Source organism: Lysinibacillus sp. NPDC096382 (genome assembly GCF_044762845.1).
In the GTDB taxonomy this organism is placed as follows: Bacteria; Bacillota; Bacilli; order Bacillales_A; family Planococcaceae; genus Lysinibacillus.
Genome location: NZ_JBIWFC010000008.1, coordinates 81577 through 104465, shown reverse-complemented (window position 1 = coordinate 104465; position 22889 = coordinate 81577). Strand labels below are relative to the sequence as shown.

The following is a 22889-nucleotide window of genomic DNA, read 5'->3' as shown; positions in this document are numbered from 1 at the left end:
CTCATTTGCAACTAATAAAACTACATTGCTAATAACTTCACCAAAAAGGGGATAAAATTCTATGATTAAAACAATCGATATAAATCAAAATGATGTGAAATTGACGATATTTAGTTCTGAAGAAAAAAGTTTTATGGTGACTGCAACCTTAGTTGAAAAGGCAGGACATGCATTCTTAATAAATACGAAATTTACGCAATCCGATTCGAAAGAAATTGTTGATTATTTGAAAAAAAATAACTTATCATTAGATAAAATTTTTATTATTCATGGAGATCCTGACTACTACTTTGGATTAGAAAGTATTAAAGCAGCGTATCCAGAAGCCATTGCGTATGCCACAGAATCTACTGTTGAACATATTGTTCATTCTGTCTTAGGGAAATTAAAAGTTTGGAAAGATGCACTTGGAGAAAACGCACCAAGTAATGTTGTATTGCCTCAAGTGTTAGCAGAAAAAACTATTGACTTTCAAGGTTTAACATTTGAACTTGTAGGCTTAGATAATTACCGAACAAGCTTATTTAACAAGGAATTAAAATTATTGATTGGTGGCATTGATATATTCAATGAAATTCATGTTTTCTTAGCAGATACTAGCGAAAAAGAAGCAATGGAATCTTGGATTGAGAACTTGAAAGTGTTACAAGGGTTAAATGCTAACATAATCGTACCAAGCCATGGTTCAATTGAAAAATCTTTAGATAATCAAGCACTTATTGCCACTATCAATTATCTAAAAACTGCAATTAAATCTTCTGAAGTAAGTAAAACTTCTACGGATTTTGTTGCAAAGCTTGAAGCAGCATATCCAGGCTATGCAAATAAAGGCGTATTAGCATTAAGTGCTAAAGTTGTAACGAAAGAAATTCCTTGGGGGTAATGTTATGAATAAATATCAAAAATTATTACATGAAACATATGTATTAACGGGTGAAGGCAAATTGGATGCCTTCAAAACGTATTTAAGTGATAATGTATCTTGGACAGAAGCTGCTGGATTTCCTTATGCGGGTACTTATGTAGGTCCAAATGACGTAGTGAAAAACGTACATGAACGCCTTGGAACCGAATGGGATGGCTATTCTGCAAAAGATGAAATCTATGCGTTTAATAATCACACGGTTATCGTCTACGGAAAATATAGTGGGACGTATAAAGCAACAGGAAAATCATTTATAGCAGACTTTTGCCATCTATATGAATTTGATGAGGATGATAAGGTTAAAAAATTTATTCAAATCGTGGACAGCGCAACTGTCAATAATGCATTAAATTCAAATTAGTTGTTTGTAACTTTACTTGGGGGTAGCGTCAGGATCATCTCATTTTCCTGACGCTACCCTGTTTTTAATCAATATCCAATATTATCACTTATCAGCTTTGCAATATTCTCACCTATTTTAGAAGAGCTCATTTTCCGTAGTTTTATACTTTACTTCCTCTCCGAACGCTTTCCATTTTGGATTGCAGCCATTTTAACTAGCTTCTTTTTCGGAATTGCTCATTCATACTCACTTGGAGTAATGGTATTTACATTCTCTATGGGACTATTAATGGCGATTTTATGTAAAAAAACAAACTCTATTATTCCAGCTATGTTATTTCATATTATGAATAATATGTCGGCTTCTTTATTTTAAGAAGGGGTTGTCCCAAAGTCGATGAAACGACTTTTGGGACAGCCTTATTCTTTTATTTGTGTTTTAACCTCTTTGAGTCTATTTAGAGCATGAGGTGTTTTATAGTGGTAAATATCGGTACAAGAATAATTAATAAGAAAAAAGCTAAGCCTGTATCATCCATACCCAGAGATGTTACATTTGCACGGAAATCAAAAATGTTTAAGTGGCTTCTATATTGCATATACATTGCCGGTTTTCTCTACATAAGTTGCTATTCCTTGGATTCAAAATTGAAAAATAAGTAAATTCTCGGGTAATATCCTAGCAAGCTGACCCACGCATAAAATCAATCAAAGAAACTCGATTTATTCCAATCTACTATAACTCTCTTATTCAGTTTTTAAGATTTTGTTAAGGAGCCCATTATTTTACTATAAGGATATGCCAATATACTTATACTATATTGAATGAAAATCTATCATTCATTCAATGTAGTACTGATGTGACTCCCATTAAAACACTCAAGGAGGTAAAACAGTTGAAGAACTGGGTTAAAAAATCAATTGCTATAGTAGCTACTGCTGCACTAATGGTTCCTACTACTTCTGCCTTTGCTGAAGCACCACAAAAAACAGCGAAGAACCAAGAATTAGTGAAGCTAGCTAGCAATAAGGAACAAACATTGAAAAATCAAAAGGATTGGATTAGTAAGGATACCATTATCGTCAAACATTCAGGTCTTGATAAGAATGTACATAAAAACATTGGCTCAAAAGTGATCCGATCGATTCCTTCATTAGGATACGATGTTATCAAACTAAACAAAGGAACAACTTTAGAAAAAGCGGTTTCATATTATGCCAAGCAAAAAGGAGTTAAAAGTGTATCCCCAAGCTACGTGTATCATTCCTTTAACACAGGAGAAGATCCAAAGAAAAAGGATATGTATCATTTGAACCTACTTCAAATTGATAAGGCTCTAGAATTAGCAGGCAATCACGAGGTAAAAGTAGCCGTTATCGATGGTGGTGTGGATTTTAAACATCCGGATCTAAAATCTCAAGTGCTTCCACCATATAATGCTGCAGCACCTGCCAATACATCTTATCCTGATGGCCATGGAACACACGTAGCAGGAATTATTGGCGCGGCAAAAGATAATGGCATTGGGGGACATGGGATTAATCCGGATGCTAAGATTATTCCGATTGATGTATTTAATGGAAAAGAAGAAGCCTTTGATTTCAATATTGCACAAGGAATCCTTTACGCTATTGAGCAAGGTGCTGATGTTATTAACATGAGCGTTGGCGGCTATGGAGATAATTCACTACTGAAGGATGCCGTTCAGAAAGCCATTGATAAAGGAATTACTATTGTTGCAGCGGCTGGAAATGAATCGACAGATGATTACTCCTTTCCTGCTTCTTACGAAGGCGTTATTGGCGTAGGTTCTACGAATGATAGAAATGAACTGTCCTACTATTCAAACTATGGCCCGTCAGTTGACGTAGTAGCTCCAGGGGAAGATATATACAGTACATTTTATGATAAGAAAAAAGGATCATCCTTTAAAGTAGATAGTGGGACATCTATGGCATCTCCTGTAGTTGCAGGTATAGCGTCTCTACTAAAATCAAAATATCCAAATTTAAAACCTCATGAAATAGAAGCAATTCTTGAAATGACTGCAAAGGATTTAGGTAAGAAGGGCTATGATCTTACATTTGGACATGGGATTGTCGATCCTGTAAAAGCATTGCAATTCGACTTGAAAAATTTACCTAAACAGTATTCTGAAACAAAAGGAGAGCGTATGAAAAACGCAAAAGTCCTTAAAAAGAATATATTGAATACGGAAAAAGGTGAATTCAAGCAGCCGGACGAAAAGAAATGGTACAAGGTAGATCTAGAAGCAAATGAATATGCTCAACTGACATTAAAAGGTGCAAATAAATACGATTATGCATTTGATTTGTACTTCTACTCTGAAGGTCACAACGGAGAAGTAGAACCTATCAACGTGAACGATGTCCGCGTAGGTAAGCAAGAAGGATACCTATATAAAGCAGATCAAAAGGGAATCCTTCTTATTGGAGTTAAAGATTATAATGGCGGCTATAACACAAATGGCGATTCTAACTACGTCTTCACAGCTCAAACGATTAAAAAATTGCCAATTGATTCACTAGATATGGAGCATATGGAGAAGATTCAAAAATTCCCATTTAGTACAGCGGGGAAAAACTATACCCTACTTTCTGAAGATCATCAAGGAGACCAAGATTATTTTACATTTACAGTAAATAAACCAACGACACTGAAATTTGATTTATCTGATATTCCAGGTGTTACAGCGTCTTTGGAACTGTATCTAATAGAGGACTTAGGTAAAGCAAAACCAATCCAAGCATCCTACGGAACTGATAAAGGCAACGGAGTAAGCCTTGTTGTCGATGCGATTCCTGATGAGAAGTATGTAATAAGCGTAACTAATAGAAACCCGTTACTTAGCGGCGTTGAAACTAAAGAAACTATAAGTGAATCAATCATTCCTTACACATTAACAAGTGAAATCGTTACCATTCCTAAAGATGAAGATGGGCTTCCATTAAAGTTCATGCCTCAAGATGGCTCTGGAAATCCAGAAGACGTAGATTTAATTATGAAGAATGCGATACGTTTTGATATTGGTCAAAATCAAAAAGCATACTTCCAAACAGAATTTGATGAAGATTACCACTTATTAACAGCTAAAGAAGATGCCTTATATGGTTTCCAATTAAAAAAAGGTATGAATCAAGTACTAGATAGTACTATATATGAATATGATGAGAAAAAAAATGAATTAATTCCAGTTACTTCATTAACATCAACAAACAATGAAAATGATACAAAGACAGTTGCACTGAAAAAGGGCAAAAGCTATGTTGTAAAAGTAGCCAATCTTGGTGAGCGTTCTTCTGACCCATATACACTTAAAACTAGTAAAGTAGCAGCTATTCCCGAAGCCTATAATAGAGATAATAAAGAAGCACTTCAAATGATTCAACCTGGTATCAGTTATAAAAATCATCTCATTTATCATGATGATATGGATGGCTATTATTATAAACATCAGGGTAAAGATGAAGTCATGAGTCTTCAAGTTTCTTCCGTACCATTCACAAATGAAGAGCTAGATAAATTACCTAAAGAGCTTCAAAAGGACTTGGAACTTTTTGGCTCCCTTTCAGGCTTTCTTTATGAAGATACAAACGGTAATATGGTACTTGATGGGAAAGAAAAGGATACATTAATTCCATTTGGACAAGGTGAAAACAACTTAGATACCTCTTTTAAAGCTAAAAAGGATCACGGTTATATTATTGCTGTTGAGGAAGCACTTGGACAAGTATCAACTCAACCATATACTTTAACTTTGTTTGATCATAAAAGAGTAGATGAAGATGCAGATTCTAAGTTAGTTAACGGTATACCGACAAAGTCAACTATACTTACGGAAAAAGACAATAAATGGGTTGCTACTCAATATTTAAATGCAGGTGTTCCATTTGGTGATAAGGACTATTTTGAATTTCACAATGACCGCAAGCGCGATGTGTTCTTCTCTATCCAAACAGAAAAAGCACTAGATGGTGTTATTCGTATTATTGATACAAAAGGAAAAACAGTAGAGACTTTAGATCTTCACGGAGCTGGTGATGCTGAAGTAGGTACAGTCCAACTTGATGAAGGAACATACTATATTGAAGTAAGTGAATCTTACGGTAGAGCTAGTACACAACCCTATACACTTGAATTAATATAAGATTAGCATAAAAGATAGTGTAATAGAGACACTATTTTAGTCCCCTAGATGATGAAAAATCTAGGGGACTTCTTTTATATTCGAAATCAAAAATTTTTTGTACATGAATAATAAAAATTTGAAAAATAAAATTGCTAAATTGAAGCGGAGATATTAAGTAACAATAAAGTTGGTTAACTTCTTTCAGCAAATATTTTTTATATCGAAAGTGTAGAGGCCGGAACAGAGGTTTCCCACCTCTATAGGTGGTGAGATGAATACGGTTTTAAGTTACTTTAAAGCGGGTGTCACGGAATTATGAGAGGCATAATTGAAGAATAAAGTTAAGTTCTTTAACAATTGCCTAGCTTTTGTATCAAATTCTCATCAAGAAATGAACAAGACGTTTTTAAACAGTCCTCCTTTCCTTGCGAAACCTCTACTGGTTTATCGTATGGCACTTAACTTATTTTTGTAATTGACAACAGTATAATTTAATACATATTAAAGCAATATAGATTAACAAAATTAATTTTAAAATTGATTTTATTGTTAGATAGTGTTGTTTGAACTGTATATCCTAATTGTTGCAGCAAGGCATTTAACTGTTGGAAGTCCGAGTCTTATACCCGAAAAGTTCTTGTCACCAGAACTTTCTCCAACACGAAAAGATTGCTATATTTTAAATTTTCTGTAAGCGTGGTATCCAATTACACTCTTCACAGTTAATCTAAGACTTTTTTTGATGATAATTTAATGAATTATAGCAATTTTAATTTTTGAGCATGCGCAAAGCTAGAGAAAATTAGTAATGACGCATGTTTTTTAACAGATATGTCCCGGTCTTTGCGATTTTAGACTATGATGGATTGCTGCTTAATGTTTATAAAGAATATAAAGACGAACGCGGTGACAGTGTAGTAGAACGAGTGTGGCTACCTAAAATCCCCCTAAGTTATGCAGATAATGAAGGAAATATTATTAATTTTACGGTTGATGATGACCTGGAAGTGTATGATGCGGAGTTAAAGGAGTGGTACCTCGGGAAAAGAGCAGAATTAGCTGAGGATCCTGAGATTACGATACCGCTTCTGGAAAATGAAAAAGAATTTGAGCAAAAAAGACGACAAACAATCGTTAGTATTGTTCAAGAAAACCTTGCTTTTTACATTAATGAGCATAATGTTTATACGAAAGCGCTTGATGTAACATATAAGTTTGCCTTACCGCGGATACCGAAAGAAGATTGGTATAACACGGTTGATGATATCTCCATTTTTGCATTTATACAGGGCTATCCATACAAAGTTGATACTACTGCTTATAATGAGTACGCCTTTGTAGGTACACGATTACATTATCAAAATCCTATATATGCGGGTGTAGTAGATAATGAACGCCGTTTCTGGTCTAAATCTTGTAATTACAACTACAAAGTAAATGAAATTTATTCAACTAAAAAACAGGCAGCAGCAGCTGGATATTGCGAGATGTCGTGTTTAAACTCGAACTAGAGTTGATAATTTGTGAGATTTGGATTAATATAATAAATTTAGATTATTCAAATACAACATAACTTTTATGATGCAAACGGAAGCACCGAGACATCGTCTATAAGACATGGCTCGGTGTATTTTTTTTTCAGAAAAAAGTTAGAAATTAAACTGATATTTTGTTGGAGGAGTGGGAAAGATGATAAATAAATTACTATCACTTATTAAATCTAACGCTAAGCAACATTAGTATCGCAGCGAAACAAGCCTTGAAAATCTTGGGAGCTGTAATAGATGACCCATTTATAATAAGGTAAAGAAAGTCCCGAAACATGGTTTAAAGAAACATGCTTCGGGGTTTATTCTGACTAAATGAGAATTAAACTCACTTTTTTATTCCAACTAATTTTAATAGAGAGCGCAATCACTATTGGATGTATTCTATTTTTCTCAGATTGATAGAAAAACACACTTACTAAAGAGGCATTCTTTGAACTTAAAAAGCATGCCGGCATCCCTATGACGAAAGAAGAGCTTAACAGTGGCTCAGTTTTTGCTTAACAAATACAAGGGGCTTTTGTATAAAAGGATTAAATAAGCAACATGATGTTCAAACGAATTCATCTTCCAGGACTAAATAATGTCCCAAAATAATTTCAATCAAGCTAAACCTGAATGTAACAATATCTTTACAGGACGATATGAGGTATAAGGTAAATGTTTTGTTACAATCACTACTAATTTGTTATTAAAATTTTTACACACAAATCGTCCACATAAGATAAATTTGAAAATATTTATCATTTATTTGTTAAAAAAAATAGAGTTTTTATGGATACTAATTACCTTTTTAGAGTATTTAACCCAAACATCTATACCCTTATATAATATTATGGTATAATTTTGAAGAAAAGGAGATGAATACATTTTGAAGAAATTTGTAACTATTTTTTCTTTGGCAATTCTTATTTTTTCAGTGTCTGGGTTTACTAATTTGGGAGTAGCAAATGCTAATTGGGATTTGTTTCAGGTACAAATAAAGAATGGTGCTCAAAACCATTGCAGTAGTTCAGGTGTTGCATTTTACGGTATCGGAACTGATATCGAAACTGAAGACTATGATACATATGAGAATTATGAATATGTAATAATTGAAGATGAAAATACTTATAACAATAATGAAGAAAAAAACAAAACGGAAAATTCTGATATACAAGCATTGTCTACTTCTACTTATGCGGATCAAAGTGCTAAATCTAAACTAGGCTCTAAAATCGTATTGCCCACTAAATATGGATCCGACCATTATGGTTACTGTCATATTTTTAAACTTCATATGGAAAAATCAAACGGAGATTTTGATAGAACAGTTAAAATTGGTGGTGTACCAAAAAGCCAATTTCAATATGCTTGGTACCCTGGAGGTACTAAGGACATAATCATGGATGTTATAAATGGTACAAAAGAACTTAGATGTACTGGAAATACATGTACTAAACAAGCTAAATCTTCCTCATCAAACGGCCAGATTGTAAGAGTAGTTTTAGAAAAAGGATCAGCTTTTCAATCTCAAAATTATTCGAACTATGATTGGGTAGTTAAATCTGCTTATCCTGTATTTGATTAGTCAATAATTTATATTAACCCTTCACCATCCGTTGTGGTAAATTGGTGAAGGGTTATTTCATTTGTAGAATGTTTTACGTTTGGTAGTATTCTTGTTTGCAATCTAACTTATGTTTATTTATTTTTTTCATAAGTACTGTTCTAACGACCAAGGAACGTTATTTTTATTAGAACTAGTCGGTTCATCAAAAAGTTTTGTATTACCACAATGATGACAAATTAATAAATAACGAACATGCAAAACACCAATACCAGGTTGTTCAACATTCAAATACACACTATAAGGTATAAATATGTCATGTGTACAAAATTGACAAATTATAATTTCGTTAAACATCTTTAGCCGACTTTTCTTCGGAAAAAAAAGATAACTCATGCTTCACTCACTTCCGTATATTCAATAATTGATATGTGTACCCCGTTTGCATGATCATATCGACTTTTTTCTTGAAACATACGTGTCTCACCACATATTGTACAATTAAAAGACTGTAAAATAAGCTTTTCCTTTTTCTCATTAAACGACAATTCTTCGATTTCCAGGTATACTTCTCGATGTTTAAATTTGTCATTCTGACAAGCAGGACATATAAGCTGCTTGTTACGAATTTTTATTTTATAGGTTCCTCTTCTTCTAACCATTTCTTCACCTCAATAGTAAAATAACAGATATAGTCTCTGAATTCTCTCCCTGTTAATAATTTTAAAACACTATACCTCTTACCGATGTTTTTTGGTCAGAGGTTATAATGTGGTAATATTATTTAATTTTACCAATATTTATTTATTGAATCAAACTATATATGGGGTTCCGTCAGATCAGGTTTATGCGGATTTGCAACGTTAAGCAAAGACATGTCCCCCCAAACTACGCTTTGGGGGCTTTTTAAAGGGAAGTGAAATTGACTCTGTTATGTCCCATTGTGATTGCCTCATTAGCTGTTGAATATCTTTAATATAACGATTCCTCCGTTTGAATGTTGGTGTGGTAACTACATTCTACACGAGGTCGTTTTGGGCTTCCTTTATATTGACTTCTGGGTGTTGCACTTAATATTACAATCCGTCCTTTAAATATAATAATAATTGTATTCAGTAGGGTTATATGATAAATTAGAAATAATTAAGTAATAGTCAATGTTGCTTAAAGAAACTAATTTTCTGCTACAAATTAATTATATAATGACGGGAACACCCCGCTTCTTTTATGACTTAACCAATAATTTGGTTAATTTGGTCATATTTGAAGCGGTGTTTTTTATTGTCAAAAAATGGAGGGGAAGACAAATGCAAGCTATTGTGAATTTAGAAAAGCAGTTGTATCAAAATGAAGAAAAAACACCTCTTGCACTCGCTACATTTCCAATGAATACAAGTGTCTTTAAAAAAGCAGGGGGCGAGTTAATTAGGATACCCAATGAATGGATCTTACGAAATACCACACATGAAATTGTATCTATTGTGGACGGGATAGCTGAGCTGGCAGATGGTAGGTTTGTTAAGGATATTTATCATAATAAGCCAAAGATTTGCTTCGGGAAAATTGAGGTTACCAACTCAAAAGTTCCGGTATATTCACGCAATGGTATTTTCTTGCGTTATCTCACAAAGGGGCAAGTCTTAAATGTGATTTCAACATTTAAAATAAATTCGAATTTGTTCTTTGGGATTAATGATCGTGAAATTATTAGTAGCGTAGAGTATGGAATTAAGTATGTACCTGTCAATTAAATCTTTTGAATCTACAGTAGGAGTGAAATAATATTGTCTCAAAAAAAAGGGTAATAGAAAAAATCAGTCTCGTTTTAAAAAATATGTGAAACCTTCAGGCAAAACATTCATGGCTCTAGCAATTGCTAACGCAGCTGTAGCCGGTACAGCTGGAGTTCAAAGTGCCGAAGCAAGCACTTAAGATAGACCGTTTAAAGTAACACTACCAACCGTCGGTCAACATCTAAACGAGCCGGGGTATGGGAATCGCGATTTTGCTAAATATTACAAAGATAAGCAAATTAAATTCCCGTTTGACGTTTATACGGAAACAAAGAAGGATTCTATCCTAAAAATACATGGATATCAGTACCAATTGATATGGAGACTGTAACATTCTTTTTACCTGTATGGACACCAGAAGGAGGGTACACGATTGATTATCGTGCTATCGCAATCAATGCACCTGATGGACATGTTAGTAGCAATAACCTACTGAGCAGGAAGCCAATTTAAACCTTAATTTCCGCACTCCAGATGGAATGATGGATAATCATATTGCTACTGACAAAATTGCAATTGATGTAATTGGACGTTTATACGATTTCCATGTAACTGATATAGTAGATTACAATTGGCAAAATGTATTTAGACAAGGTGATTTATTTCCGTCTACAGGAAATAGCTATTGGGTAGGGAAAAATGGAATAGATGGGGCTCTAAGAGGAAATGAACTTCCATATACACTTCCTGTACACCATAATAGCCATCCTAATGGTTATGCAAATGTAGCAACTAAAACGGGCTATACTTTCCGTTTCGATATGAAAACGAAAGGTAATATGTTTGGCCAATCAGATGCCATTCGGATTAAGCCAACATTCTATTTCGTAAACAAAGATGGGAAAAATAGACGACCAGTTGATTTGTATTATCATAATGACGAAAATTACTTTGTAAGAATTGGCTCTGAAAAGGATAAAGTATACCGTTCTGTAGTCTTGAATGAAAAACTCCGTAATGTCCCACAAAAGCAGTTAATAGATAATGCAAATTACTATTACCGTCATGCAGATACTGAGGGGTATCAGGAGGAAGCTAGTAAATTCCAAGAAACATCATTTATGCGTTTGTATATACGTAAATGGTCAAAAGAACCTATTCGTACTGGGCCGTATAGTTGGCAAATGTTGAACTCTAAACTACGAACATTTATGGGACCAGGTGAAGATGCAGTACCCGACAATACGATGGTACCTAAAAAGGACATCGTGGCTCGTGAGCAAACATGGTATGGCGAATATAGTTTACCTTCCAAGACTTATGTTGTAGAGAAAGATGCAAAAATTGCTGAAGGGGCTGTAGTAGGACGTATAAATGAGAACAATAGAATGTTTTTAAAAGACGGTTACATCATTGTTAATTTCGATATTGAATCAATTAGAGACGGTGATGTACAAAATCCATATTTACAATATATCCATGGTAAAGTGATGAACCAATGGAGTGATATGGAAGGATTTTCACATAGTTTCCAAGATACTTATGGTTATACATTTAACTTACAAGATGGAGATGTAATTTTCTATCATGGTGATCAGAGTAGTAACAATGATTTTGCTCCAAGCGTAACTCACTAATCACTAAGTAAACCCCCTACGAATATAACATTTTCTGAGTGCTTTTTAACTATTTTGTCGGTTATAATGTGAAAGCACGAAACAGGATTTAAGATTCATAACTAAATATTCTTGAATTAATCGTGAGATTTAGTCACATAGAGGAGGAACTAACAATGTTTTTAAAAAAGGAACAGAACACATCAATTGGTAATCTAATTAAATTGAGTGAGGTTCAATTGCAATTGGCTAAACAGGGTCAATTTGATTATGAGTATACATTAGCCTCAACAAATGAAGAATTACAACAGTTAGTACATAATTTAAATCAAGTAAATAGGCTTCAGCAAGAATCTGAAGAGCAATTGCAGAAAAAATTGGATAATGTATTGAAAAGTAATGAAATGGGCCTTTGGGAACTACAAGTGTTGAACGGACGCTTGGATGATCCAAACAATATATTTACAGTTTCGACAGAAGTAAAAGAGTTCTTAGGATTTGATAGTTATGCTATTAAAGACAGTTTTCAAGATTTTCTGAAGTTAATTGCATTGGCGCATCGTTCTGATTTTAAAGAGATGTTAGAGGAGAGTTTAGCGACACAAACGCCATTTAATATGGAACATTTGTTATGCATTCGTGATGGGCAAGAGTGTTGGATACGGACTACAGGAACAGTTTCTCTTCTTCTAGGTGATCAGTATAAAATAACAGGAACGATGATGAATATTCATGACAAAAAAATAAAAGTGGAAAAATTACAGGGCTATGTAACACGTTATGATTTAATTAATAAAGCTCTAATAGAAGCGCCATGGGATATGATTGTAGATCAAGGCGATCCATTAAATCCACAGAATTCCTTTTGGTGGAGTGAACAATTTCGAAGAACATTAGGCTTCAAGAATGAGCACGATTTTCCGAATATCATGAGCTCTTGGAGTGATCGCTTGCATCCAGATGACAAGCAGTTTGCATTAGAGTCATTTAGTGCACATTTATTAGACTTTTCCGGGAGAACGCCATTTAAAGTAGATTATCGCCTTCAGTTAAAATCAGGTGAATATCGCTGGTTTCATGCAAGCGGTACAACACTTCGTGATAGGGAGGGAGCTCCTTTGCGAGTGGCAGGAACGATTCGAGATATTACACATGAAAAAATGAAAGAGCAAAATGTGCAAGAAACGATGACACGTATGGAGGAGTTATCAGCTTCTATTAATGAAATGGTTGTAGGTATTAATTCTATTACAATGCAGGCACAGGAACTCGCCAACACACAAGAAAAAACAACAGGAGCTGCCAATGATGCTAAAGGGTTAGCAGATGAAACACAGCTTATCTCAAATTTTATTCGAGAGATAGCAGATCAGACAAATTTACTAGGGTTGAATGCTGCAATTGAAGCCGCACGTGCAGGAGAACAAGGAAAAGGTTTTGGTGTAGTAGCTGAAGAGGTAAGAAAATTAGCAGTTAATTCTGCTGAGGCAACAGGTAATATTGAATCAAGTTTAATGCAAATAAAGGTTTCCATTGATACAATTATTGACTATATGGATAAAATTAGTGAGCTTGCGCAAATGCAAGCAGCTCTTACAGAACAATTGAATGCCTCAGCAGATGAAATTGGTACAATGTCACAGGATTTGGTGGAATTTTCAAAGCAATAATAAAATTCCTGATTTTAAGTTAACTGCCGCGTTAGCACGTATGGTGTTTCATATCAGCAGGTGTATCAATGGACGAAGAAATTTGAAGCAAATCATTTTTAAAGTCGGTTTTGGAAATTATGATTGTGTGGATGTGCATTAAATAAAATTTTATGAGCATTTTAAATTAATTGATATCAGTTGTTCAACTAACAAATATAAAACATTAACAATGTTGCATTATTAGTCTAAAAACAAATCATGCAACATTGTTTTATATTAAATAGTTATATCTTTGTATACATGATTTAATGAAATAAGCCTAATTAAACTTAATATTACCGAATACTGGCAGACTATTTTGTTTAAACTTCCTTTTTCTTATAAGGAAGCAAATCTTTAAAAATCAAAACACCTATTACCAACAGACCTATACCAACTATTTTGTTCATTTGAAAAGGTACTTTCTCCAATCCAAATAATCCAAAAGTATCTATACACAATGCAATTACTAATTGAGTTATAAGACTGATTAATACAGTATAAGCCGGTCCTAATAGCCTAACAGCTTTCATAATACAAATGACAAGCCCTAAACCAAACAAGCCACTTACAAAATAAAAATTATTTGTGGTTTGATGATTAATGAAAAAACTTTTTTCTGTAATAACATGGAATACAAATGAGCTTATAAGTCCCAAGCCAAGAACACACGAAGTGGTTAACCAATGTCCTACATTTTCATTTACCTTTGCATTAAAAATAGATTGCAAACTAATTAACGCACCTGCTAAAATGGCAAAAATTAATCCTATCATTATTTACCTTCTTTTCTGTCTAATTATTCATAAATGTTATTTTTGGCAATTTCTTTCATTTTACAAAAATCTTTAATTAGAATGGCTCCGTTTTTCTTTTCAATTAGATTTTCTTTATAAAACTTTTGTAAAACTCGAATTACATGTCTGTAGCTTACTCCTATAAAATCTGCAATACTTGATACAGATACAGAATCTATATCTTCTCTATTTTCTTTTCCCGTACTATCTGTTGAGATTGAAAGTAAATAACTAGCAACACGTACCTCTACAGGATAGAGTAAATTAAGCGCCGTAAAACAAGTCGATACTTTTAAAGTGTTTGCTATGTTCTCAAGCAAAAAACTCATAAATATAGGGTCATGCAACATCGTCTTTCTAATAACCTCAAAAGAAATGGAAATTGTTTCCACATCCGAACATACTTCAACGACATTATGTGCTTTACTATTTTGTATCAATTCAATATCTCCTACAATTGCCAAAGGATTTATAAAGCGTAAGATAAGTTTCCTACCTTCTGGTGTAATCGTATAAACTTTTACTTTTCCTTTTACAACAAAATATAAACGATTAATCTCATCGTCTTTATCACAAATGATAGTCCCTTTTTTGAAATGATTTACCTGAAAATATTCTATATTCATGTTTGCAAAAACATCAAAGATATTATAAGCCTTCAAATAATGAATAATTAAGCTCAATTTACTGTCCATTTCCAACACCACTTTCACTTCTACCTATTAAAAACAAGAATACCTAGAATCATAATTATTGTCCCCACAATATGATGACTTTTCAACAGTGTTTTTTTAATATTTAACAAACCATAGATTTCAATTATAGTAGCTGTTAATAATTGAGCAACCATGAGTGTTCCAGCCGTCAATGTAATCCCCATTGCATAAATTGAAAAGGTTTCTGCATAAATAATAACAGCTCCAAATACGCCAGATGTTAAATACACTTTTTTTACACCTTTTAAATCTTTCACAGTTCCAGCTTTCTTTATAAAAAATACAGAGGTTGCAACAAGAAAACCAATTAAATGTGTAATAATACTTGTCGACCATATACCGATATCCGAGCTAAGTTTTGCATTAAAAGTACCTTGAAGTATAATGAATGCTCCTCCAATAACTGCAAATAATATTCCCTTCAAAAAATCACCATCATTTCATTTATCTATAACGTAATTAAAAACTAAAACGCTCCTAGGCAAAAGGACATTTGTCACATCGTTATAAAAAATTCTCTATCCCTTTTGTTTCCATGGATCCATACATACCTCTTTCAGCATATTCATAAAAAATAAAGGTAAAAAGCATTATTGTTTTTTGCTGTTGTAATTTTTTAATTATTGTCAATTATCATTTCTTTCTTGTTATAACGATATTGTGAAAAGTTGTACTTAAACTATAGGGATGTGTTTGTTGAATAAGAAATATAAACTTATTATTCATTTTTTTACTGGATAAATAATTATTGGATGTAAATGAAACAACTTAAAGCGCCTTGCTACTTATAAATTGTAGTGAGGCTCTTACCTTTTTAATCAAAATGAAATAACTTTAATAATAGAAATATTGAAGGGCTTAGGATTTATTCCTAAGCATTTTTGAGGTCTTTTAAGAAGAAAATAGCACTGATTTTTATGTATTAAAAGGTTCCTTTGGGCGTTCGGTATCCAAAAGTGTGTATCAAAAGAATCTTTTTTATTACAGGAAAGTGGATAAATGCGTCTTTCGTTAGTTTGATTCTTAATGTATTCATGTAGGGGCTCTACTAGAATGATGAAGAAGTGAAAAAATAGAAGGTTTTATATTAGAAAAATCAAAAAAATGAAAAAGGGGTTTTGGATTTGAGTATTTCGTCCGATAAAAGCTTAGGGTGGATATTTAAACGAAAAATTTGGGAAGGTTGTGAGCAGTATTTTTTGAGTCTAAACCACAAAATTGTACAAAATATGCATCTTAAAAACTTATAGCACAAAAGGAGAACGGTTTATGAAAAAGTTATTTGTAAGCTTTAAGGGCAAGCTTTACATATTATTTGCTCTTATCTTACTAATTCCAGTTATTTCTGTAGGAAGTCTATCGTATTTATCAGCAAAAGATTCAATAAAAAACGAAATACTTTTTAGTGCGAATGAAAGCGTAGAAATTTTAAATACACTAATCGATAAGACCATTAGTGAAAAAATAAATGATATCACTTTCTTTAGCGAGGATATCAATTCTTCTAAGTATGAACAGCAGGGGTCTGCAGTAAAAACAAAATTTCAACAATATATAAAGCTGCATCCAGATGTTCAGAGCATTTATATTGGAACAAATGAGGGAGCATTTTTTCTAGAACCAAAAACGAATAGTGCCGATTATAATCCTTTAGAACGAGAATGGTATAAAGAGGCTACAGCATTAAAGGGAGAGGTCCTAATTACGAAGCCTTATATAGGTGCAGGAACTGGAGATTTGATCGTAACAATTGCTCGTCAGATAAAAGATCAATCTGGGGTAATAGCAATTGATATAAAATTGACAAATCTCCAAAAAATCGCTAGTTCTATCAGTATCGGAAAAAATGGATATCCTTCTATTCTTGATGAAAATAAAATGGTCATTTCACACCCGACTATAGAACCGGGTAGCGAAATAAAAGAAAGCTTCATGGACAAAATGTACGACAGCAAATCTGGCACGTATGATTATGTCTTTGACGGTGATGACCGAATTCTGTTCTTTACAACGAATGAACTGACAAACTGGAAAATCACAGGGACAATTTTTGCGAAGGAAATTGACCAATCAGCATCATCTATTTTGTATAAAACGTTTCTTGTACTAATCGCTGCAATTGTAATCAGTGTGATTGTATTCTTCTTTGTCATGAAGGCAATTATAAACCCGATTAAAGCGCTCAAGGATAGTGCAGTAACGATAAGTAAGGGCGATTTAACTGAAAAAGTGACGGTGAAATCTCATGACGAGATTGGACAGCTAGGGCAAGCCTTTAACGATATGCAAGATAGTTTAAGAACTCTTATTCAAAAAATTGAACAAAATGCCGAAGAGGTAGCTTCGTCGGCAGAAGAGTTAACAGCCAATGCTACCCAAACGAGCATTGCTACAGAAAAAGTGGCCATTTCGATTCAAGATGTTGCGACGAGCGCAGATACGCAAACGACGAGTGCCAATAAGAATGCAGAATCGTTACAGGAGCTTTCGAAGGCTATTCTTCATATCGCGGAGATCTCTTCTGCCGTGACGGATCTTTCACAGCATGCAACGTTACAGGCAGATGAAGGTGGTAAGGCAGTCCGAGATACAAAAGATCAAATGCATTCTATTCATTTATCAGTGACCGATTCAAATACGAAAATTCAAACATTACATGAACGCTCTAAGCAAATTACGTCTATTTTAGATGTTATTACAAGCATTGCAGATCAAACAAACTTACTGGCTCTTAATGCAGCAATTGAGGCAGCAAGAGCAGGAGAGCACGGAAAAGGCTTTGCAGTCGTCGCTGATGAAGTTAGAAAGTTGGCGGAGCAATCACAGAAATCTGCACAACAAATTTTCGAGTTAATCCATGGCATCCAGTTAGAAACCGAACAATCTGTAAACATCATGGCAAAAGTTACAGAGGATGTTCAAAATGGACTACATGTATCAGACGAAGCTATCACGAAGTTCCAAGTGATTAAGTCGAGTATGGATAAAATTACTCCTAAAATGGAAGAGGTATCTTCTGCATCTGAACAAATGTCAGCAAGTGTACAAGAGGTGACAGCTGTTACGGAGGATTTAGCATTCTCTGCACATGGAAATGCAACTGCTTCAGAGGACGTTGCAGCGTCTACAGAGGAACAATTAGCTTCAATGGAAGAAATTAATGCTTCTGCACAAGCTCTTGCGCATATGGCAGACGAATTAAAACAACTCATTAGTCAATTTAAATATTAACAGTGTCAGACATAATAAAAAAAACGATTCCTTTTTTAGTGTACCCATTGCCAAAGGACATTTTAAAAAAGCTCTAGGCACTTGAAGAAGATCCGCATGGTTGAATGCACCTTCAGTTAATTTAATACCATTCTTCTTTAATTCTTTATTGTATTCAGGGCGATATCTAACGTTATTTTATTAGATGCTCCATATGCCAAAATCTCATTAAGAATAGATTGGAATAAGGATTGATAATTACTTTATCATCTGATTTCAACTCAAGCATTACTCAATAATAGAAAGATTGAAAGGCTTAGGAGATATTCCTAAGCCTTTTTGAAGGTTTACAATGAAAGAAAAGTTATGAAAATAACGTTGATTTTATATATATTCAAAAAAGATTCTTTTGTTGGCGTTCGGAACTCCGAAGATATGCATCAAAAGAATCTTTTTTTGTTTAATGGATGATGTTTCTTCATTTAATGATTTGAGAAAACCTATAAAAGTGAGTACCTGATCTTTTAGGACAATAGGAAAAATAACAACTTAATTAATTGTGCAATAAAAAAATCTCCCATTAGAGTGGGAGATACATAACCTTTTGATTTTTACTGTTTATTTGGGTTACGATCAATAAATTCGTTAATTTCATCTTTTAAGCGATATACTTGTGTGAAATACAGATGTTCAGGTACATGATCATGCACTAGCCATTCTTTTAATACTTTATGGTGAAAAGTCACGAAGTACTCCATTAATAATTCCCTGTCAATGCCTTATAGGAAATTAAATAATAAATCCTTAAAACGAGTACAGGTTTTGCAAAAAAAGCACCGTACTGGTTTTAAAGTTTATATAATATTTAAAAGTTTGTGGGGTTTAGAAAGAAACTGCTTGAGGAGGCAGGAATAGCGTTTATCTTTAGTACTGAAGTAAGGGCAACGTAGGAAGTGATCTAACACAAATCATTCTTCAAGTTGATATTGTACAAAAGCTTGCTGTCAAGGTCTCTGTCCTAAAGAACTTTAAAAAAATTTCGTCTTGTTGTATTTTGAAAATAGTCGAAATCAAATTGGTAGTATAATAATAATTTAAAACTTGTTAATTTTCTTCTACTGCTTTAAATACTCTATAAAGCATAACTGCAAACTCTGAACGAGTAACTGGAAATGTGTACATCTTTAAGTGAATGCGTACATGTAGAGCTTAGCATTTGTAGATGGTTAACGGGGCAGAAGAGTTGAGCAAGAGGGAAGGCTTCACCATATAAAAACTATTCACAGATTGGGGGAATTAAATGAAATATAAAGTTAAAATAAATATTCCGATTTCTAACAATGAAGTACCCACACTAAGAGAATGCTTTTGGTTATGTGTGTGGAATGGGATTAGAACATGGTTATAGGGAAGATATAATAATTCATCCTAAGGAATTATTGAGAGAGTCTGAACGTTTTGGATTAGGAATTGTAACTGTATATCATATGAGGAAAATAAAATTTATCTTTTATAAAAGTGTGGCTTTACAACTGGTGCAGGTGGCGTATGGCAATATGCTAAATAAAATCCTATTCAACTAAAGGAGGCTTTAGAGAAATAAGGGGTACAAAATAATCAAACTGTATTAAAAATCTAAACTAAATAAAAAAGTTAAACTCCATTTTGGTTAATATTTTTAAGAATGGAGTTTGTTTAAATTAAATGTTATGAAAATAGCTTTGGTTTCATATGTACAAAAAGTTTCTTTTGTTGTCGTTCGGTACACCGAGTGCTAGCAGCCTGTTTAACTAAACAGGCAACAGACCGCCCTAAAAATGCTATAGCAGAAGATTTTATTTCTATTTAAAATATGGGCTAAACAATAACACTTAAAAATGTTTAGGAGTAACCAATGACTGTAAGGTACGTACTTTGTTGTTGTAGGTTTAGGTCACTTAGTAACCGAGAAAACCATTTGCTATCATTTGGATAAAAACAGGAAAATCTGAAGCTGTTTTATCAATAAGGGAAAACATGGATTTTTTCAAAGTGTTGCGAAAAGAGATAGTATGATGGAGTATAGCAGGTATTTGTGCCTGATAATAAAGCGAAGTGGACACTATTTATGTTGGGGAATGAATACGTTAGACGAATTAACAATATCGAGCCTTTGGGTTTCGAGTATTGTAAACGGTGGTAGGGTGATGCCCAGGATAAAAAACATGACGATTATTTTGGTATTTGGGAGAGTGCATCCCAATAGCAATCGCTGATAAAACAAATAAATATTTTTAAGGATAAGTAGGTCACTAGCCACAAGGAGGGCAGGCTTACTTTTTTTTGCGCCATTACGCTCTCAGCGCAAAAAGTAACTTTTATCAATTATATGAAAAGTGATAACCCAACTTGATGGAACAACAAATATAGAAGTGGATATAATTGATCAAATTTCTGCTGAACACCAAATGCTGGGCAACTAAGGAATTAAATGATTTAGGTAATAACTTGATTTTAAATAATAAAATGGTAGAATTGGTAATGTAAGGAAATAAATTATAGAAGGGGATAATTAATTATGTTTACAGCGAAACAAAAACTAGTTACCTTAGCAACTACTTTAGCATTAGGATGTGGATTTTCTTTTTTCGGGCTAACACCTACATCTGCTGCATCAAATGAACTTTCTACAGATTCTATTTCTAGCCCATCTTTTGAGAAACAACAACAAACCCATTTTACAGGTTATGTTGTTTCTGTTGGTGATCATTATATGACAGTTGTAGATACGCCGACGATGGGAGAAGCGCTATTTTATCAAGAAAATTGGTGGGATTTAGTCAACCAAAATAAAGTACTACTTGTTCCTGTTTTGGATAATAATTCTTATACTATTGGAGATAAACTAGATGTTTATTTTAAAGCAATGACTATGTCTCTCCCACCTATTGCGATGTCACCTATTATTGAAAAAGTAACAGAATAGTCTATGTTAAAAAGAGGAGGGTGAAACTGGCGAAAAGCATAAAAGCGTGAGAAATCAATGCTTCTAGAATTGACTTCTCACGTTTTTCATCAGATGCGTAGAAGTCAAATTTGCTCCGATTGTTCAAATAAATATGGTTTGCAAATCGTAGCTCCTTTGGATTAGGCTGGAACTTTGGCTTAATTAGTGTTACTGCTCAAATAGTCGATTCGACTGAGCCGTCCACTCGAGCAAAAACACAAGGGGAAATTGATGTTTTAGTTGCACTAGCAGGGGCTTCTGGTGGTGCTCTCTCAGGCACGGTAATAGCTAAGCAAGCTATGGAACATTATCTTTAGCTGGAGGTCTATTATCTTTAATCCTTATTCCAGTTGTCATTTGGTCAAGAAAAGCTTAGATGAATTATGGATTGCAAAATTCCCCCCGTGTGAATGATGCGTACCTGTGCAAAAGTGACCGGGTCAAGCTGGTCTAATGTACATTAGACACAATAAAAAGCTTGAAAGGCTTAGGAGATAGTCCTAAGCCTTTTATTCACAATCTTATCGAAAGAGCGTCTGACTTCTTATGCATTCGCTCCTGATCAAGAGAATATGAATGTAAATATCTTCACAGAAGGAAAGAGTCACCTTAATTTCACACTATAATACCTCATTGCTTTTGGAATTCCCTTTATTTCAAAAACTCCTTTATAGACTAGGCTTCTCACCCTATATTCTATAAAAGCATCACCTAATTGATTGTTCTGTCCATATACTTCCCCGATTAACCTTGCTGATTTCATAAACTCTTTTTCACTTTGCTTAGCATGTAAATTTCGGGCAGTATTCACAATAAAATCATCAAAGTAATCTTTATTGACAGTGTTAATTTTGTTGTTTTTCCAAATCCTCACCAAACCTTTTGATTCTGCTAATGCGATCCATTCTCTTTCAAATCGTGTTCTATCCTCATCAGTTAATGGTGCTGATATTTTTTCTTGATATATTTTGTTTAATTGTTCACCATTTACTTCGCCCGTATGGATATCTAAACACCCAAGTTCAGGTGTGTTAAATAATTCCTGAAAAGCAAGTGTAGTATTGATCACGAAAACCTCATTCTTTTTTTCCTTTAGCAAGTATAAAAGATAGCGTAACCCAGTTTGTTCATTTGAATTTTCAGCAGTCCATATAATAATGGGGACCTCTTCGTTTAAACAATCTATTTCTGCAAGTGTTTTTGAAAATCTATTTTCGTACTCTTCTTCAAAATAATCATCGGAATAATTGAGATGGTCCTGCAACCATTCATGTCTGTGCTTACGACCAACCTCTTGATGAAGTTCCCAAATTGGACCAACAGCAAAGAAATCAGGAAATCCGATTATTTTATTCTCACGCCCTAATCCTACTCGTAAAGAACCGGCAGGAGATTCTCCACACACAATATGAACGGTTGAATAATCTCTCTCAACATGATTGCTATTTTGTACAACTTCGAAAAATAAATTGTATATAGAATTTAATTGTTCTAAAATTTCCTCTGGTGAATTCTTTGATTCCTGCATCATTTTTATTCGAAACATCATGCTTAACAATAGGTTCTTTGCGTCGCTAACGCTTAAATCTTTTATTGATTTATGTATCTCTTCTATCACCAAAATTC

16 protein-coding genes and 2 pseudogenes are annotated in these 22889 nt (G+C 33.7%); 12 read left to right on the top strand and 6 right to left on the bottom strand.

The features are described from left to right. Window positions 1–61: 61 nt before the first annotated feature. From ACIQZA_RS13290 to ACIQZA_RS13265, 6 genes and pseudogenes are all read left to right on the top strand, one after another. A complete protein-coding gene (locus tag ACIQZA_RS13290) occupies window positions 62–883 on the top strand; it encodes an MBL fold metallo-hydrolase (protein ID WP_400934739.1) in 822 nt (273 codons plus the stop codon). Between the two features lie 4 nt (window positions 884–887). Next, complete coding sequence (locus tag ACIQZA_RS13285) at window positions 888–1286, top strand: nuclear transport factor 2 family protein (protein ID WP_400934741.1); 399 nt, start codon at window positions 888–890, stop codon at window positions 1284–1286. Between the two features lie 60 nt (window positions 1287–1346). Further along, window positions 1347–1643, top strand: a pseudogene (locus ACIQZA_RS13280) (lysostaphin resistance A-like protein); the annotation flags it as partial. 520 nt (window positions 1644–2163) lie between these two features. Next, complete coding sequence (locus ACIQZA_RS13275; RefSeq protein WP_402881811.1) at window positions 2164–5436, top strand: S8 family peptidase; 3273 nt, start codon at window positions 2164–2166, stop codon at window positions 5434–5436. Window positions 5437–6233: 797 nt separating this feature from the next. Continuing rightward, entirely contained in the window at window positions 6234–6929 is a 696-nt protein-coding gene (locus ACIQZA_RS13270; protein WP_400934743.1) for a hypothetical protein, read from the top strand. 907 nt (window positions 6930–7836) lie between these two features. After that, window positions 7837–8535, top strand: a complete 699-nt coding sequence (locus ACIQZA_RS13265) for a hypothetical protein (RefSeq protein ID WP_400934744.1) — start codon at window positions 7837–7839, stop codon at window positions 8533–8535. A 371-nt stretch (window positions 8536–8906) separates the two neighbouring features. Here the strand turns inward: ACIQZA_RS13265 and ACIQZA_RS13260 are convergent, their stop codons facing one another. Next, the gene (locus tag ACIQZA_RS13260) at window positions 8907–9176 is read right to left on the bottom strand and encodes a hypothetical protein (RefSeq protein WP_402881808.1); all 270 of its coding nucleotides are present in this window, start codon (window positions 9174–9176) and stop codon (window positions 8907–8909) included. Window positions 9177–9821: 645 nt separating this feature from the next. On the opposite strand from ACIQZA_RS13260, the gene ACIQZA_RS13255 reads away from it, so the two are divergent. The 3 genes from ACIQZA_RS13255 to ACIQZA_RS13245 all read left to right on the top strand — a co-directional run bounded on the left by ACIQZA_RS13255 (window position 9822) and on the right by ACIQZA_RS13245 (window position 13533). Then, entirely contained in the window at window positions 9822–10265 is a 444-nt protein-coding gene (locus tag ACIQZA_RS13255; protein ID WP_400934746.1) for a hypothetical protein, read from the top strand. Between the two features lie 521 nt (window positions 10266–10786). Further along, window positions 10787–11884, top strand: a complete 1098-nt coding sequence (locus ACIQZA_RS13250; RefSeq protein WP_402881806.1) for a hypothetical protein — start codon at window positions 10787–10789, stop codon at window positions 11882–11884. Window positions 11885–12039: 155 nt separating this feature from the next. Then, a complete protein-coding gene (locus tag ACIQZA_RS13245; RefSeq protein WP_400934751.1) occupies window positions 12040–13533 on the top strand; it encodes a methyl-accepting chemotaxis protein in 1494 nt (497 codons plus the stop codon). A gap of 344 nt (window positions 13534–13877) precedes the next feature. Here the strand turns inward: ACIQZA_RS13245 and ACIQZA_RS13240 are convergent, their stop codons facing one another. The 3 genes from ACIQZA_RS13240 to ACIQZA_RS13230 are packed head-to-tail and all read right to left on the bottom strand — an operon-like array spanning window position 13878 to window position 15492. Then, window positions 13878–14330, bottom strand: coding sequence for a DMT family transporter (locus ACIQZA_RS13240; protein WP_400934752.1), 453 nt, complete (start codon window positions 14328–14330; stop codon window positions 13878–13880). Between the two features lie 23 nt (window positions 14331–14353). Beyond that, window positions 14354–15046, bottom strand: coding sequence for a Crp/Fnr family transcriptional regulator (locus tag ACIQZA_RS13235; protein ID WP_400934753.1), 693 nt, complete (start codon window positions 15044–15046; stop codon window positions 14354–14356). A 20-nt stretch (window positions 15047–15066) separates the two neighbouring features. Further along, window positions 15067–15492: a DMT family transporter gene (locus tag ACIQZA_RS13230; RefSeq protein WP_400934754.1), complete on the bottom strand. Its 426-nt coding sequence runs from the start codon at window positions 15490–15492 to the stop codon at window positions 15067–15069. A gap of 844 nt (window positions 15493–16336) precedes the next feature. Here ACIQZA_RS13230 and ACIQZA_RS13225 point away from each other — a divergent pair. Continuing rightward, window positions 16337–18298 carry a methyl-accepting chemotaxis protein gene (locus tag ACIQZA_RS13225; RefSeq protein ID WP_402881801.1) on the top strand — a complete coding sequence of 654 codons (1962 nt, stop codon included), beginning with the start codon at window positions 16337–16339 and terminating at the stop codon, window positions 18296–18298. 590 nt (window positions 18299–18888) lie between these two features. On the opposite strand, the gene ACIQZA_RS13220 is transcribed toward ACIQZA_RS13225, so the two are convergent. Then, entirely contained in the window at window positions 18889–19035 is a 147-nt protein-coding gene (locus ACIQZA_RS13220) for a hypothetical protein (protein ID WP_400934758.1), read from the bottom strand. A 1799-nt stretch (window positions 19036–20834) separates the two neighbouring features. On the opposite strand from ACIQZA_RS13220, the gene ACIQZA_RS13215 reads away from it, so the two are divergent. Further along, window positions 20835–21242, top strand: a complete 408-nt coding sequence (locus ACIQZA_RS13215; RefSeq protein WP_402881798.1) for a DUF3221 domain-containing protein — start codon at window positions 20835–20837, stop codon at window positions 21240–21242. Between the two features lie 149 nt (window positions 21243–21391). After that, window positions 21392–21639: pseudogene (locus tag ACIQZA_RS13210) on the top strand (MFS transporter); the annotation flags it as partial. Window positions 21640–21867: 228 nt separating this feature from the next. On the opposite strand, the gene ACIQZA_RS13205 reads toward ACIQZA_RS13210, so the two are convergent. Next, window positions 21868–22881: a DUF1835 domain-containing protein gene (locus tag ACIQZA_RS13205; protein WP_402881796.1), complete on the bottom strand. Its 1014-nt coding sequence runs from the start codon at window positions 22879–22881 to the stop codon at window positions 21868–21870. Between the last annotated feature and the right edge of the window lie 8 nt (window positions 22882–22889).